This window comes from Streptomyces mutabilis (assembly GCF_046628145.1).
Lineage (GTDB): Bacteria > Actinomycetota > Actinomycetes > Streptomycetales > Streptomycetaceae > Streptomyces > Streptomyces mutabilis.
In genome coordinates, this window is sequence record NZ_CP176874.1 from 7,191,032 (window position 1) to 7,205,047 (window position 14,016).

The 14,016-nt window shown below is 74.1% G+C and carries 16 protein-coding genes; 8 read left to right on the plus strand and 8 right to left on the minus strand.

The genetic code is table 11. The features are described 5' to 3' along the window. Positions 1 to 106: 106 nt before the first annotated feature. Together ACLIN4_RS32220 and ACLIN4_RS32225 are read left to right on the plus strand one after the other, a co-directional pair. Positions 107 to 370: a DUF5133 domain-containing protein gene (locus ACLIN4_RS32220; protein WP_100048576.1), complete on the plus strand. Its 264-nt coding sequence runs from the start codon at positions 107 to 109 to the stop codon at positions 368 to 370. A 295-nt stretch (positions 371 to 665) separates the two neighbouring features. After that, positions 666 to 881, plus strand: a complete 216-nt coding sequence (locus ACLIN4_RS32225; protein WP_100048577.1) for a hypothetical protein — start codon at positions 666 to 668, stop codon at positions 879 to 881. 24 nt (positions 882 to 905) lie between these two features. Here ACLIN4_RS32225 and tgmB read toward each other — a convergent pair whose 3' ends face one another. The 3 genes from tgmB to ACLIN4_RS32240 form a co-directional block, all read right to left on the minus strand. Then, positions 906 to 1,892 carry an ATP-grasp ribosomal peptide maturase gene (gene tgmB, locus ACLIN4_RS32230; RefSeq protein ID WP_107478991.1) on the minus strand — a complete coding sequence of 329 codons (987 nt, stop codon included), beginning with the start codon at positions 1,890 to 1,892 and terminating at the stop codon, positions 906 to 908. 16 nt (positions 1,893 to 1,908) lie between these two features. After that, positions 1,909 to 2,100 carry a putative ATP-grasp-modified RiPP gene (gene tgmA / locus ACLIN4_RS32235; protein ID WP_073728776.1) on the minus strand — a complete coding sequence of 64 codons (192 nt, stop codon included), beginning with the start codon at positions 2,098 to 2,100 and terminating at the stop codon, positions 1,909 to 1,911. Between the two features lie 119 nt (positions 2,101 to 2,219). Next, positions 2,220 to 2,543: a YkvA family protein gene (locus tag ACLIN4_RS32240; protein WP_289909096.1), complete on the minus strand. Its 324-nt coding sequence runs from the start codon at positions 2,541 to 2,543 to the stop codon at positions 2,220 to 2,222. Positions 2,544 to 2,750: 207 nt separating this feature from the next. On the opposite strand from ACLIN4_RS32240, the gene ACLIN4_RS32245 reads away from it, so the two are divergent. After that, the gene (locus ACLIN4_RS32245) at positions 2,751 to 4,211 is read left to right on the plus strand and encodes a hypothetical protein (protein ID WP_289909095.1); all 1,461 of its coding nucleotides are present in this window, start codon (positions 2,751 to 2,753) and stop codon (positions 4,209 to 4,211) included. 98 nt (positions 4,212 to 4,309) lie between these two features. Here the strand turns inward: ACLIN4_RS32245 and ACLIN4_RS32250 are convergent, their stop codons facing one another. The 4 genes from ACLIN4_RS32250 to ACLIN4_RS32265 form a co-directional block, all read right to left on the minus strand. Beyond that, positions 4,310 to 6,439 (minus strand): xanthine dehydrogenase family protein molybdopterin-binding subunit, encoded by a 2,130-nt coding sequence (locus ACLIN4_RS32250; RefSeq protein WP_411576485.1) that lies wholly within the window; start codon positions 6,437 to 6,439, stop codon positions 4,310 to 4,312. Positions 6,440 to 6,464: 25 nt separating this feature from the next. Further along, a complete protein-coding gene (locus ACLIN4_RS32255) occupies positions 6,465 to 7,457 on the minus strand; it encodes an FAD binding domain-containing protein (RefSeq protein ID WP_289909093.1) in 993 nt (330 codons plus the stop codon). Continuing rightward, positions 7,454 to 8,017: a (2Fe-2S)-binding protein gene (locus tag ACLIN4_RS32260; RefSeq protein WP_411576486.1), complete on the minus strand. Its 564-nt coding sequence runs from the start codon at positions 8,015 to 8,017 to the stop codon at positions 7,454 to 7,456. The genes ACLIN4_RS32255 and ACLIN4_RS32260 overlap by 4 nt, the downstream gene beginning before the upstream one ends. Before the next feature lie 230 nt (positions 8,018 to 8,247). Further along, positions 8,248 to 9,396 (minus strand): hypothetical protein, encoded by a 1,149-nt coding sequence (locus tag ACLIN4_RS32265; protein WP_289909092.1) that lies wholly within the window; start codon positions 9,394 to 9,396, stop codon positions 8,248 to 8,250. A 194-nt stretch (positions 9,397 to 9,590) separates the two neighbouring features. On the opposite strand from ACLIN4_RS32265, the gene ACLIN4_RS32270 reads away from it, so the two are divergent. Beyond that, positions 9,591 to 10,385: an SDR family NAD(P)-dependent oxidoreductase gene (locus ACLIN4_RS32270; RefSeq protein WP_107480341.1), complete on the plus strand. Its 795-nt coding sequence runs from the start codon at positions 9,591 to 9,593 to the stop codon at positions 10,383 to 10,385. Positions 10,386 to 10,432: 47 nt separating this feature from the next. On the opposite strand, the gene ACLIN4_RS32275 is transcribed toward ACLIN4_RS32270, so the two are convergent. Continuing rightward, positions 10,433 to 11,503: a YihY/virulence factor BrkB family protein gene (locus ACLIN4_RS32275; RefSeq protein ID WP_100048310.1), complete on the minus strand. Its 1,071-nt coding sequence runs from the start codon at positions 11,501 to 11,503 to the stop codon at positions 10,433 to 10,435. A gap of 341 nt (positions 11,504 to 11,844) precedes the next feature. Here ACLIN4_RS32275 and ACLIN4_RS32280 point away from each other — a divergent pair, with 341 nt between their 5' ends. From ACLIN4_RS32280 to ACLIN4_RS32295, 4 genes are read left to right on the plus strand one after another with little or no spacing between them, the layout of a single operon-like run. Next, positions 11,845 to 12,240, plus strand: a complete 396-nt coding sequence (locus tag ACLIN4_RS32280; RefSeq protein ID WP_100048308.1) for a hypothetical protein — start codon at positions 11,845 to 11,847, stop codon at positions 12,238 to 12,240. 5 nt (positions 12,241 to 12,245) lie between these two features. Next, entirely contained in the window at positions 12,246 to 13,022 is a 777-nt protein-coding gene (locus tag ACLIN4_RS32285; RefSeq protein ID WP_290012091.1) for a hypothetical protein, read from the plus strand. Positions 13,023 to 13,060: 38 nt separating this feature from the next. Further along, positions 13,061 to 13,585 (plus strand): roadblock/LC7 domain-containing protein, encoded by a 525-nt coding sequence (locus ACLIN4_RS32290; RefSeq protein WP_107478430.1) that lies wholly within the window; start codon positions 13,061 to 13,063, stop codon positions 13,583 to 13,585. A 54-nt stretch (positions 13,586 to 13,639) separates the two neighbouring features. Then, positions 13,640 to 14,014 carry a hypothetical protein gene (locus ACLIN4_RS32295; RefSeq protein WP_107478431.1) on the plus strand — a complete coding sequence of 125 codons (375 nt, stop codon included), beginning with the start codon at positions 13,640 to 13,642 and terminating at the stop codon, positions 14,012 to 14,014. The last annotated feature ends 2 nt before the right edge of the window (positions 14,015 to 14,016 follow it).

Genomic DNA, 14,016 nt, shown 5'->3' on the forward strand with positions numbered 1-14,016 from the left:
GACAGGAAACGACTGATTTTCGTCAATTGCGTGTGGCGGCTCGCACGGTGTGAATGTTTCGTCCGGGTTCGGGCATACGGAGCGCAAATCGAGAGAGGGGCGATTCGTGCTCGAACCCGACCCGAAAGTCGTCAGAACGTTGCTGACCCGATACGCGTCACTGCGGATCGCTCAGGCGGAGAGGGAGAGCCCGGCGACGGCGCGCGAGCTGGCGGACGTCAGCTACACGCTCTGCGTGATGATGGCGACGACCGGCATCCACGACGCGGTGGCCAAGGCCGACGCGCTGCTGCTCGCCAAGGGCCGGACGGCGGACGCGGCCCGTGCAGCGGAGCCGGACGGGGAGAGCGGCCTGTCGCTGGCCGTGTGAGACCGCCGTACCCTGGGGCCCGTCTTGGGGGTCAGGCCGTGAGGACCGGGCTGATCCGCAAGACGGGCCCTGCGCACGCGGTGCCGCGGCGGCTGACCTGCCGTGGGACGCGGCGCGGTTCGACCGGCTGCGGGCCACCGTGACGGTGCTCGTGACCGTCCGGCCGGATTCTCCCCGACCGGCGCCTGAGCGGCCGTCACCTTCGGACGAATGCGCACCGCCGGGTGGACGGACGCCTAGACTGCTCAGTCGCGCCTCCGTGCGGGGGCGGACGACACGAAAGGCACGTTGACGGGTGTTCCAGGATTCCCCCATCTACGACCGACTCGTCGCCGAACGCGGTGACGTTCCCGAGCAGGTGCGACGGGACGCCGAGCGCGTGAGCAGGGAGCTGGAGGTTGTCATGCGCCCGTTGGGCGGACCCGGCTATCTGCCCGGCGCCCAACGGCAGCCGTCCCCGGGCGCCGGCTGGCAGCGCACCGCCCTGCTGCCCGGCCCCCGCCAGCACTGACGGGCGGCCGCGCGCCGGGGGGCCTCACCCGACGGCGGCCGTGCCCGGACCGCCCGCGTCCACCGGCTCCCCGGAAGCGGGACGGGCCAGCCACTCGGCGATGGTGCGGGCGATCGGCTGACCCGTGTCCACCTCGACGAAGCCGAACTGCCCCGACTGGTTGCACTCCAGGAACCACCAGGTGCCGTCGCCGTCCTCGGCGAAGTCGAAGGCGCCGTAGGCGAGGTGCGCAGCGCGGAGGTAGGCGCGGACGGACTCGGCGACGCGCGGCGGCACCTCGGCCGGCCGCCACGGCTCGGGGGACGCCGTGAAACGGACGTCGACCTCCTCCGGGTCCGGGCACGCGAGGGTCGTCTTCCGCGCGGCCAGCAACTCCTCGCCGACGGCGGTGACACGGATGTCGGCGCGCTTGGCGACCCGGCGTTGCAGCAGCGTCGGGCCGTGGGCGACGGCGGAGAAGTCGGCCTCGGGCGGAACCCTGCTGGTCGGCACCGCCAGCGGCGGGTCCTGCGGGTGCGCGCCCGAGACGGGCTTGACGACCAGGTCCGGGTAGCGCGCGGCGAACTCGCGCGCGGCCCGGGGGAACGTCGTGATGAGGGTCGCCGGCACCGGCAGCCCGCACCGCTGGGCCAGGCGCAGCTGCCAGGGTTTGTACCGGGCCCGGTGCGCGGCGTCGGGCTCGTTCATCCAGCGTGCCCCGCAGTCGCGGAGCATGCCGTACAGCGCCTGCCCGGACTCCTCGGTCAGCCACGCGGAGGGCTCCGCGGCGCGTGCGGCCGCCTCGCCCGGCCTGCGCACCCAGACGGACCGGATCCCTCCGATGCTCACCAGGCGGCCCCCCGAGGACAGATGGCCCCGGAAGGAGCCGTGCACGAACTCACCGGAGAGGGCGGCGGAACCGGTCAGATCGGCGGGGTCCAGGCGGACCACCGGTACTCCCGACGCGTTGAGGTGCACGACCACCATGTCCGCGGTGACGTCCTCTTCACAGGTCAGGATCAGTACGGTCATTGTCGACGGCCCGTGTTCAGTCGTCGAAGTGAGTCTTCGAGCCCGCGGTGGACGTCGTGGTGCCCAGCTCTCTCAGCAGCGCGTGGTCACCGGCGGCCACCCGCCCGTCCAGGAGCACGTTCAACTGCAGCCCGGAGTCGTAGACGTAGGGAGTGGTGGCCTCCAACTCCACTGCGGGCCGTGCGTAGTTGAGCGCGAACGGTTGCATCGTCTCTCCCTAGTCGGTGCTGCGCCGATCAGATGACGGCTCGTTTGCGCCGTCGCCTGGTCCGCCGACTTCCTTCGGCTTCCAGAGACTTATACGAATCGAACGGGTGAATGGTTTCCTTACGCAGCGTAGTCACGGCGCGGACCGGCGTCCCGCCGCCGGCTCTCGGCTTCCCGCCGCCCGCCGAGAGGGCCGCGCGCGGAGCGCAGCGCGAGGAGCAGCACACCGACGTCGTCCAGGTAGACCGGGTCGGGCACGAGGTCCGCCGGCAGCACCAAGTAGAGGACGGCCCCCCAGAAGACCCACCGCGGACCGGTGGGCAGCCCGGCCCGCCTGAGATCCCGTCGGGTGCGGACCAGCCGTACCAGAACGGCCACCGCCGCCGCCAGGACGGCCACCGCGAGCGTCACCGCCGCGATGATCACCACTGTGGTCGTGTCCACCCCGCCCCCTCCTCATGCTGTGCGGCACGCGCCTTGCCTTGCGGATGCCCGTTCCGGGCTGCGGCAAGTCCCCGGGAACCGGTCTCTCATCCCTGTGGCCCACTCCGGTGGCAGGCCGCGGTGGACGTGCTTAGTAATGGTCAGCACACAGCGCGTGTCGCATGTCGGGGACGCAGGGCGGCCGCACCCCCACCACACGGAGAGATCATGACCACCGGCTCTTCATCACCCCGTTCGCCCGAGTACGCCATATCCGCCGTGGACCTGCCCACCGGGGAGACGACCACGGCCACCGGCACGCACCCGGTGCGTCCGCCGGGCACGCGACCCGACGCGGCACCGGCCGCGCACGCCTCGGTCGCCCGCTCGCCCGCCCCCGAGGAACCGGCCCACCGGGAGCCCGACTTCGCTCCTCACGAGCCCGTCCCGCAGCCCCCTCCCCGATACCCCGCGCGCGAGGAAGCCGTCGATCCCTTCGAGGAGTCCTTCACCGAGGACACGTTCGCGGAAGACTTCTTCGCCGACGACGATCGCTTGCCCCCGGAGCCCTTCGACCAGGACCCCGCCGCCCACGACGGGGCGGTGCGCGAGTACGGCGACCCCGTCGGCGACCTGGTGCGCGCCGCCGTGGCCGACCGGCCGCTGGAGGAGGTCGTCGACCTCATCACGATGCTGGAGGGGTCCCCCCAGTACGCGCAGGCCACGATCGACGCGCTCCGCGCGGTCGGCGTGAACCGTTCCGTGGAGGACGTCACCCGGCTGGTCGGCCTGCTGACGCGGCCCCCGCGCAACTCGGACAGCGCGGACGAGGCGATCCGGGCAGCGGCGGAGTGCCGCTCGGTGGAGGACGTGACCCGGCTGATGGAACTGCTGCACCGCACCCCCCTGGAACCGCACTGCGGCCAGGAGGCCGTACGGGCCGCCGCCACCGGCCGGCCCGTCGAGGAACTGGTGCAGCTGATCGGCCGCCTGGCCGAGGACGGACGGGTACGCCCCGACCGTCCCGACGCGCGGCACCTGCGGGCGGCCCTGGACGGCAACGGCGAGGACGAGGCACCGGAGCAGGCCGCCCGTCCGGCCGGACTGGCCGGTGTGTTCGCGGCGGGCGACCGCCGGGGACGCGAAGGCCGCCGCACCGCCCGCCCGGCCCGCCGGGGACGCGGCCGTGAGGAGGCACACGCCTCACGCGAGCGCGACCACGAGGGGAAGCGCGCACAGCGGGACCGTACCGCTCGCCGGTCCGCCCGGGGCCCCGCCTGGCCCGTGTGGATCACCGTCGCCGTTCTCGCCGGGTGCGGCGTGGCCTACTTCCCGCTGCACCAGAACGACGCCTCGGCGCGCGCCTACGGAGTCGCCCTCGGCCTGTCCGCGCTGTGCCTGCTGCTGGCGCTGCTGCTGACCGTGCGGCCCGCCGTACCGCTGCTCGCCGCGGCGGTCGTCGCACCGGCGGCGCTGGCCGCGGCCAAGCTCTACGGCAGCGTCACTCCCTCGTCGCGGGTGTCCCGGGCCGTGGACCTCACCCTGGCCCCCACCTGGATCGCCGTCGCGGTCGCCGTACTGGCGTCCCTGGTCGCGCTGACCGCCCTGTGCGTACGGGTGGCCTCGCAGGCGCCCGCCAGGCGCTGGTCGGCCGGCCCGATGCCCCGGGCGAGCCGCGTCGCGGACTGACCGGGCGGTCGCATCCACCGCGCGACGACCGCGGGTCCACCCCGGACACGGCCCGTGGTCCGCGCCGGCGTCCCCGGCGCGGACCACGGGCCGTGCGCTCACGCGCCCAGCATGCCGGCGGGGTGCTCGTGCTCCAGCAGGGCGGTGAGCACCCGGTGCGGAGTGAGCGGGAGTTCCCGGAAGCGGATGCCGGTGGCGTGGTGGACGGCGTTGCCGACGGCCGCCGCCGAGCCGACGATGCCGATCTCACCGATCCCCTTGCTGCCCATCGGGTTGAGGTGGGCGTCCTCCTCGTCGACCCAGTGGGCCTCCACGTCCGCCACGTCGGCGTGCGCGGGCACGTGGTAGGAGGCCAGGTCGGACTCGGTGAAGTCGCCGAACGCCGGGTCCACCGTGCTGTCCTCGGTCAGCGCCATGCCCAGCCCCATCGTCATGCCGCCGACGAACTGGGAGCGCGCGGTACGGGCGTTGAGGATGCGCCCCGCCGCGAACACGCCCAGCAGCCGCGTCACCCTCACCTCACCGGTGACCGTGTCCACGGTGACCTCGGCGAAGTGCGCGCCGAACGCGTGCCGCGCGAAGGGACTCTCGGCGTCCGCGGTCCCGGAGGTGTCCGCGTCGGCGACGATGCCCTCACCGGGCAGCGGCCCCGAGTGCTCGGCCAGCCGGCCGCCGAGCCGGACGCACGCCTCGTGCACGGCCCACCCCCAGGAAGCGGTACCGGAGGAGCCGCCCGCCATCGGCGCGAACCCGATCCCGCTGTCGGCGACTTCGATGCGGACCCGGTCCAGGGGGACGCCGAGGACGTCGGCCGCGATCTGCGCGCAGACCGTCCGGGCGCCCGTCCCGATGTCGGTGGCGTTGACCCGTACCAGGAAATCCCCGTCGGGCAGGGCCCGCGCCGAGGCGGCGCACGGCGACACCAGGACCGGATACGTGGCGGCGGCCACCCCGCTGCCGATGAGCAGGGGACCCGCACGGCGGGACCCCGGGCGCGGATCGCGGTCCGCCCAGCCGAAACGGCGGGCGCCCTCGCGCAGGCACTCCACCAGGCTCCGGCTGCTGAAGGGCTTGCCGCTGTCCGGCTCGGTCTCCGGCTCGTTGCGGATCCGCAACTCCACCGGGTCGATGCCGAGGGCGGTGGCCAGTTCGTCCATCGCGGACTCGAGCGCGTACATGCCGGGGCACTCGCCGGGGGCGCGCATCCAGGACGGTGTGGGCACGTCCAGCGGCGCGACGCGGTGCGAGGTGCGCAGGGCGCCGGCGGCGTACATGACGCGGGCGGGCACGGCCGCCTGTTCCACGAACTCCTTGACCCGGGAGGTGTGCGTCGTCACCTCGTGCACGAGGGAGGTGATCCGTCCGCCCGCGTCGGCGCCGAGCCGCAGCCGGTGCAGGGTCGGCGCGCGGTGGCCGACGACCGCGGGCAGGTAGCGGCGCGGCAGCGCCACGGTGACCGGCCTGCCGGTGACCCGCGCCGCCAGTGCCGCCAGCACCACGTCGGCGCGGGGCGTGCCCTTGGACCCGAAACCGCCGCCCACGTGCTCGGCGAGGACCGTGATCCGGTCCTCGGGCAGCTCGAACATCCTGGCCAGCTCCGTGCGCACGGCGGTGGTGCCCTGGCTGGACGAGTGCACCGTCAGCCGGTCGCCGTCCCACCGCGCCGTGCTGGTGTGCGGCTCCATGGGGTGGTTGTGCAGGGGCGGCACCCGGTACTCGACGTCCAGCCGGGTCGCCGAGGACGCGAAGGCGGCGTCCGGGTCGCCGTGTTCGGTGACGGCCGGGAAACCGCCGTTGGCCGAATCCGGGACGTACGCCTCCGGATGGTCGGCGGTGAGCGTCACGTCGTGGTCCTCCGCCTCGTACGTGACCCGCACGGCCGCGGCGCCGGCCCGCGCCGCCTCCAGCGTCTCGCCGACCACCAGGCCCACGAACCAGCCCCGGTGCGGGACGTGCGGGCTCTGCAGCACGGCCAGCGTGGGGTCCTCCGGATCGGCGAGCCGGGGCGCGTTCTCGTGCGTGAGCACCGCGAGCACGCCGGGCAGGGCGAGCGCGGGCGCCGGGTCGACGCCGGTCACCCGGCCCCGCGCGACGGCCGCCGGCACGGGCCAGGCCTGCGCACGGCCGACGGCGTCGTACTCGGCGGCGTACCGGGCGGTGCCGGTGACCTTCTCCCGCCCCTCCCGGCGCTCGACCGGAGCGCCCAGGACGGTTTCGGTGCCGGTCATGGAGTCCTCCTCGTGGACGCCGGGTTCAGGTCGTGGCAGGCGGGGCGAGCCGGCCCAGTACGTCCAGGGCCAGCCTGCGGGCCAGCGGCACCTTGTAGGCGTTGTCCCGCAGCGGTTCGGCGGCGGCCAGCTCCAGGTCGACGGCGTGCTCGAACGCCGCCGTGGTGGGCGCCGCGCCCACCAGCGCGTCCTCGGCCCGCCGCGCCCGCCAGGGCCGGTGCGCCAGCGCCCCGAAGGCGATCCCGGCGCGGTCCACCACCCCGTCCTTCATGCGCAGGACGACGGCGACGGAGGCCAGGGCGAAGGCGTACGACGCCCGGTCGCGGGCCTTGCGGTACGCCGAGGGCAGCCCGGCGGTGGCGGCCGGCAGGACCACCCCGGTGATCAGTTCACCGGGGTGGATCTCCGTGTCCCGCTCCGGGTGCATGCCGGGCAGGCGGTGGAAGTCGGCGGCGGGCACGCTCCGGGCGCCCTCGGGGCCGTGCAGTTCCACGCGCGCGTCGAGGGCGGCGAGCGCCACCGCCATGTCCGAGGGGTGGGTGGCGACGCACTGCTCGGAGTGGCCGAGCACCGCGTGGTCGCGGTGCACGCCCTGAAGGGCGCCGCAACCCGTACCGGGCTCCCGCTTGTTGCAGGGCTTGGAGAGGTCCTGGAAGTACGGGCAGCGGGTGCGTTGCAGCAGGTTGCCGCCGGTGGTGGCGGCGTTGCGCAACTGGCCCGAGGCACCCGCCAGCAGGGCCTGGGAGAGCGCGGGGTAGCGGTCGCGGACGGCGGGGTGGGCCGCAAGGTCGCTGTTGCGGACCGTCGCGCCCACCCGCAGCGAACCGTCGGGCAGCTCCTCCACCGCGTCCAGCGGCAGCCGGGTGACGTCGACGAGCGCGGCGGGCGTCTCCACGCCCAGCTTCATCAGGTCGACGAGGTTGGTGCCGCCGCCGAGGTAGCGGGCGCCGGGGTGGGCGGCGAACGCGTCGGTGGCCTCCTCGACACTGCCGGCCCGTACGTAGGCGAAGGGCTTCACGGGATCACGTCCTCGACCGCGTCGGCGATGCGCGGATACGCCCCGCACCGGCAGATGTTGCCGCTGAGCCGCTCCCGGATCTCCTCGCGGCCCAGCGGGACCGGTTCGCCGGAGGGGGTCCGCGGGTCGGTGACGTGGGACGGGTGCCCGGCCGCCGCCTCGGCGAGCGCACCGATCGCGGAGCAGATCTGGCCCGGGGTGCAGTACCCGCACTGGAAGGCGTCGCGCTCCAGGAACGCCCGCTGCACCGGGTGCAGTTCCTCACCGTCCCCGGCGAGACCCTCGACGGTGGTGATCTCGCAGCCGTCCAGGGCGACGGCGAACAGCAGGCAGCTGTTGGCGCGCCGCCCGTCCACCAGGACCGTGCAGGCGCCGCACTGCCCGTGGTCGCAGCCCTTCTTGGCGCCCGCGAGGCCGAGGTCCTCCCGCAGGAGGTCCAGCAGTACGCGGCGGTGGTCGACGGTGAGGGTGTGCGGTTTGCCGTTGACACGGAGCGTTGTGTCGGACCGGGACGTCGGGGGCGGAGAGGCGGGGGCGGTGCCCTCGTGCTGGCTGTCCATGGCGTCGGTGACCTTCCGGGACGGGCCGTGCGGCTGTGCGGTCCGCGTATCCACCTCGCGCCGCCTGACACGTGAGGGTGCCCTCAGTCCACGGCGGCCCGCGCACCGGCCCGGCGGGGAAGTCCGCGCCACCACCTGTCGGGAAAGACGAGGAGAACGGTGGCGGGAGGCCGGGCGGAGACGGCCGCCGGCCGGGCGCAGGACGCGCCCGGGGCCGGCACTCCGGGGCGTCAGTCCCCGGGGGCGCCCGAGGCGCCCCTCTCGGTGTCCCGGCCGGGCGCGGGACGCGGTGTCCGGCCGGCGCCCCGCAGCCGCTCCAGCGTGCGGGTCAGCCCCCGGAACGGGGACGCCGACGACTCGGACGGCGCCGGCCCGGCCGGGGCCGCGCCGGCGGACTCCCGGTAGGCGGCCAGGGCCTCGGCCGCGCTCTCGGCCGCCTCCCGGTAGAGGTCCCGGGACTGCGTCATGGCCTCCAGCGCCTCGGCGTACATGGCCACCAGCTTGCGCTCGCGCTCCAGTTCCTCGGCCAGCGTCAGCAGCCGCCAGTCCTCCCGCAGCGCGGTGAGGGCCTCCTCCGCGTCCGCCGTCAGCGGCCGTGCCAGCGCGGCGAACGACGTCACCGCGGCGATCAGGCCGGCCGGCTCGGAGCCGTCCAGGAAGACGGTGCGCACGGAGAAGTCCCGGGCTTCGTAGCCGTCCGGGGCCGGCGTGCCGGGCAGCACCACGGCACCGCCGCGCGGCACCTGGACGCCGAAGTCCTCCAGCGCCCAGTTCACCACCCGCAGCTGCTGCGGCGCGGCGCGGTGCTCGACCACGCGGTGCCGCAGCCCGGGCGGCAGCCGGTCCGCCAGCGGCACCCGGCCCCGGTGGTCCGGGGTCATCGCCTCGTGCACGACGACGTGGATGTTCCACGGACTGCGCCCGGCCTCCTTCAGCAGTCGGCGTACGGCCTTGTCGTCGTCCGGCAGGGTGTTGATGCCCCGCAGCCGCAGCCCCGTGGCGATGTCCCGGTCCCAGGTGACGTCCGGGTCGTCGGGCCAGAACACGGTGGCGGGGGAGGGCCAGGCGGTGTCCCAGGCCTCCTCGGCCTCCGCCAGCAGCGTCCACTCCTGCCCGCCGGCCGACGCGGGCGCCAGCGTCAGCCTGGCCCGCACGGTGACGGCACCCGGAGCCTTCCAGCGAGCCTCGAGGACCCGGACACCGGCGGTCCCCTCCGGCCGCTCGTCGGGCAGCTCCAGGAAGTCGTCGACGACGTGGCCGTCCTTCAGCCGCTGGAGGTGGTCCCGGACGGTGTCCAGCGCCGCGGATCCGACGTGGCGCCCGCGGGCGGACCACAGCGTGGGGGGAGTCGAGGGGCGGGCGGCGGAAGAGGTCGGCATGAGTCCATCGGGAAGCAGGAGTACGGACATGGACAAGTATCGGCGCCGCAGGTCAGCGAAGAGCACCCGGGGTCCGCCGACCGGGCGGGGCGCGGGGCGGTGCGCGGTGCCGTCGGCGGGGTCCCGGGTGAGCCGTGGGCGAGGGTGGGCAGGAGCACGACGACCGACCGTACGGCACGACAAGGAGCTACCTGATGAACCTGGACCTCGGCGGGCGGACCGCACTGGTGACGGGCTCCTCGCAGGGCATCGGAGCGGCGATCGCCGCCGGTCTGGCCAGGGCCGGCGCCACGGTGGGCGTCAACGGACGCGACGCCGGCCGCCTGCGGGAGAGCGTCGGGAAACTGCGGGCCGAGGTGCCGGACGGCACGTTCGTGCCGGTGGCGGCCGATCTCGGCACCGAGGAGGGCGCCGAGCGGGCCCTGGAAGTGCTGCCCGACGTCGACATCCTCGTGAACAACCTCGGCGTCTTCGGCGCCGCGCCCGCGCTGGAGATCAGCGACGACGAGTGGCGCCGCTACTTCGAGATCAACGTCCTCGCGGGCGTCAGGCTGACGCGCGCCCATCTCCCCCGGATGAGGGAACGGGGCTGGGGCCGGGTGCTGTACATCGCGAGTGACTCGGCCGTGGTGATCCCGGCCGAGATGATCCACTACGGGGTCTCCAAGACGGCACTGCTCGCGGTGAGCCGCGGCTTCGCCAAGGAGGCGGCCGGCAGCGGCGTCACGGTGAACTCCGTCATCGCCGGACCGACCCACACCGAGGGCGTCGAGGACTTCGTGTACCAACTGGTCGACCGCGACCTCCCCTGGGACGAGGCACAGCGCGCCTTCATGCGCGAGCACCGCCCGCAGTCGCTGCTCCAGCGGCTGATCGAGCCGGAGGAGATCGCCAACCTGGTGGTGTACCTGAGCTCGCCCCAGGCGTCCGCCACCACGGGAGCGGCCGTGCGCGTCGACGGCGGATACGTCGACTCGATCCTGCCGTAGGGGACGAGCACGAGGGACGTTCCCCGCGCCCGTCGCCTTCCGGTCCGTCAGTCGCCCGGAGCCGCGCGCCGCCGGTCGGCCTCGTCCCAGGCACGTGTGTCGCGCGGCTCGACGTAGGGCTCCGCGTCCGGCGGATGTCCGCCGTCGATCACCCGCTGCCGGGCCAGCTCGGCGTCGAACTCCAGGCCGAAGAGAATGGCCAGGTTCGTCACCCACAGCCACACCAGGAAGATGATGACGCCGGCCAGCGTGCCGTACGTCTTGTTGTACGAGCCGAAGTTCGCCACGTAGAAGGCGAAGCCCACGGACGCGAGCAGCCACACCAGCAGGGCGAGCACGCTGCCCGGCGAGATCCACTTGAAGCCCCTGACCCGGGCGTTCGGGGTGGCCCAGTACAGGATCGCGATCATCAAGGTGACGAGCACCACCAGCACCGGCCACTTGGCGATCGACCACACGGTCATCGCGGTGTCGCCGAGACCGAGCGCGGTGCCCGCCTGCTGGGCCAGGCTGCCGGTGAAGACGACGATGAGCGCGCTGATCACGGCGAGCAGCAGCAGCACCACGGTCAGCGCCACCCGCAGCGGCAGCACCTTCCACACCGGGCGCCCCTCGGGCACGTCGTAGACCGCGTTCGCCGCGCGGATGAACGCTGCCACGTAGCCGGACGCCGACCAGACGGCACCCACCAGGCCGACCACCGCCAGCACGGAACCCAGACCGGCCTTGGCCTGCAACTGCTCCACCGCGTTGGTGATGACGTCCCGCGCGGCACCGGGCGCGAGCTTCTGGATGTTGTCGAGGACCTCCTGGGTGGCTGACTGCCCGGCGATCCCGAGCAGGGAGACCAGCACCAGCAGGGCCGGGAAGAGCGAAAGGATCCCGTAGTAGGTCAGGGCGGCGGCGCGGTCGGTCAGCTCGTCGTCCTTGAACTCGGAGAGCACGCGCCGCAGCAGCGCGGACCACGAACGCTTCGGCAACTCGGTGGGGGAATCGGGCGCGGCGCGCTCGGTGGCGGCGTCCGGACCGTAGTCCTCGGACTCCGTCCGGTCCGGCGCGCGGTCAGCCGTGTCGTCCTTGGAGTGTTTCCCGCGGTGGGGAAGGTGCGGTCGGTCCATGGCCCCCGGGTAGCCCGCCGCGGCGCACCCAAGCCACCCGTGCGCGGGACACGCGCCCGGTGTGCGGACACCACCCGAAGCGGTCCCGGTTCACCCGTGGTCCGGCAGGGCGCGCCGTCCCCACACTGGTCGGCGCGGGCAGGCCCGCCCACCATCCGCACCGGGGCGGGCCTGCCCGCGCCGCTCCCGCCGGCCGGGCCCTCGTACGGCCGAAATACCGCAGTATGCCGCACCGCGCGCACGTTCCTCTGGAAAATGCCAAAGCGCTCACCGGATGCGTGCACTTTCCGTAGTCTCGGCGTCACGTTCGCGGTACAGCCGTGCAGGGGAGGGGATCCGGCGTGCCCGGAATCGACGAGAGTCTGGTGGAAGCCATGCGGTTGCCCGGTGCGCGGGGCGCGTCGCTGGTCGACTGGATCAGCGGGCTCGCACTGGGTGCCGTCGGCGACGCACCGGCCGGTGACTGGGAGGCGACCGCGGCGGAGACCGCCGAACTCGCCCGGCACGTCGCGGAGAACGGTTCGCTCGGCGCCGGCGGCACCGCGCCGTCGGACAAGGAACCGGCGGTCGAGGACCTGATCGCCACCACCGCCGACGCCTACCATCTGCTCCGGTTCGTCAGCACCCCCTTCGACAGCACCGTCTTCCTCCACCTGTGGCTGGACCGGAACGACGGAAACCTCGCCCTGGCCCGCATCCGGCTGGCCGAGATGGCGGATCGCCTGGTGCTCGGGTGACGAGGGTGACGACCACGTGGACCACGCACGAGACGACGTCGGCGGCGCTCGGCACGCTCGCGGCCGAGGGTGCGACCGGGGCCCTGTCGGGAGACCGGGGCATCGTCTACCTTTCGGCGGGCCGTGTCGTGCACGTGGAGTCCGCCTTCACCCCGGACCTCGGGGCACTGCTCACCCGCAGCGGCGCCGTCCCGCCGGACGGCTGGTGGGACGCGGTCGGCCGGGGCGGGACGCAGCACCGGGTCGGACACCGGCTGGTGGACAGCGGCAGGCTCGCCGCCGGTGCGCTGGAGGTCTGCCACCTGGGCGCGCTGTTCGACGCCGCGTACTTCGTCCTCGCCCACGACACGCGCGCACACCGCTTCCGGCCCGGCGCATCGCACTGGCTGGGCGCGGTCCGGTCCGTGCCGGTGGACGTCGTGGTCCGCGAGACCGGACGCCGACGCGCCCTGCTGGACCGGATCTGGCCGGACCCCGCCATCGACACCGCCCCCCTCACCCGGGTGCCCGATGCCCGGGCCGCCGGTCTGCCGGTGCGGCGCGGCCGGACCCTGACGCAGGTCGACGGCGTCCGCACCGCCGCCGAGATCGCCTCGGCGCTCGCCTGCCGCACGTACCACACCCTCGTCGAACTGCGCCGCCTGGCCGCCGCCGGCCTCGTCGCCCCCGCGCCGCCCGCACCCGCACCGCCCGCCCCGGCAGCCGACCCGGCCGGGATCGTGTGGGACGACCCGGACACCGCCCTGCTGCGACGGCTCCGAGACGCCCTGGAGGCCCTGTGATCCGCGCGCGCCGTCAGCGTGCCGAAAGGAGACTGCTCATGGCCGTCGAGAGCGACGTACTGGACGAACTGCACCGCATACGCAACCGCGTACCCCAGCTGACCGGATCGCTCGCGGCCACCGTCGACGGACTCGTGCTGGCCCACGACGCGCCGGGCACCGAACCCGAGGGTCTCGCCGCGCTCACCGCCGCCGCCCTCGGCGTCGCGCACCGCACGGCCGAGGCCACCGCGCGCGGCGGGTTCCGCGAACTGCTGCTGCGCGGGGCCGACGGCTACGTCGCCACCTACGCCGCCGGTCCGGCCGCCGTGCTCACCCTGCTCGCCGACGGCAGGGTCAACGTGGGCCGGCTGCACCTGGAGGGCCGGCGCAGCGGCGCGCGGATCGGGGAACTGCTCGCCGACCGCATCGGCCAGGGCCGCGGCCGAGCCCCGGCCGCCGAGCACGTCACGTCACCCGCCGCGGACGCCGCCCGTCCCATCGGCACCCTGCCGGTGCGCACCCCGCAGCGGCCCGCACACCTGCCCAGCCCGCAGGCCGGCGCCCACCGTCGGCCGACCTGATCAACAGATCGCGTACTGATCACGTACCGATCACGTCCGGAAAGGAACCCACGCATGGCCAACCTGGAGACCTCGCTCAAGGAATGCCTCAGCTCCATCGACGGAGCGTCGGCCGCCGCGCTGGTCGACTACACCAGCGGCATGGCCCTCGGCACGCTGGGCGGCGGCAAGGAGTTCAACCTCGAGGTGGCCGCCGCCGGCAACACCGACGTCGTGCGGGCCAAGCTGCGCACGATGGAACTCCTCGGCCTGAAGGAGGAGATCGAGGACATCCTGATCACCCTGAACAGCCAGTACCACATGATCCGCCTGCTCAAGGGCCGGGGCGGCAACGGCCTGTTCCTCTACCTCGTGCTCGACGCGAGCCGCGCCAACCTGGCGATGGCCCGCCACCAGCTGCGCCGGATCGAGAGCGAACTGGAGGTCTGAGC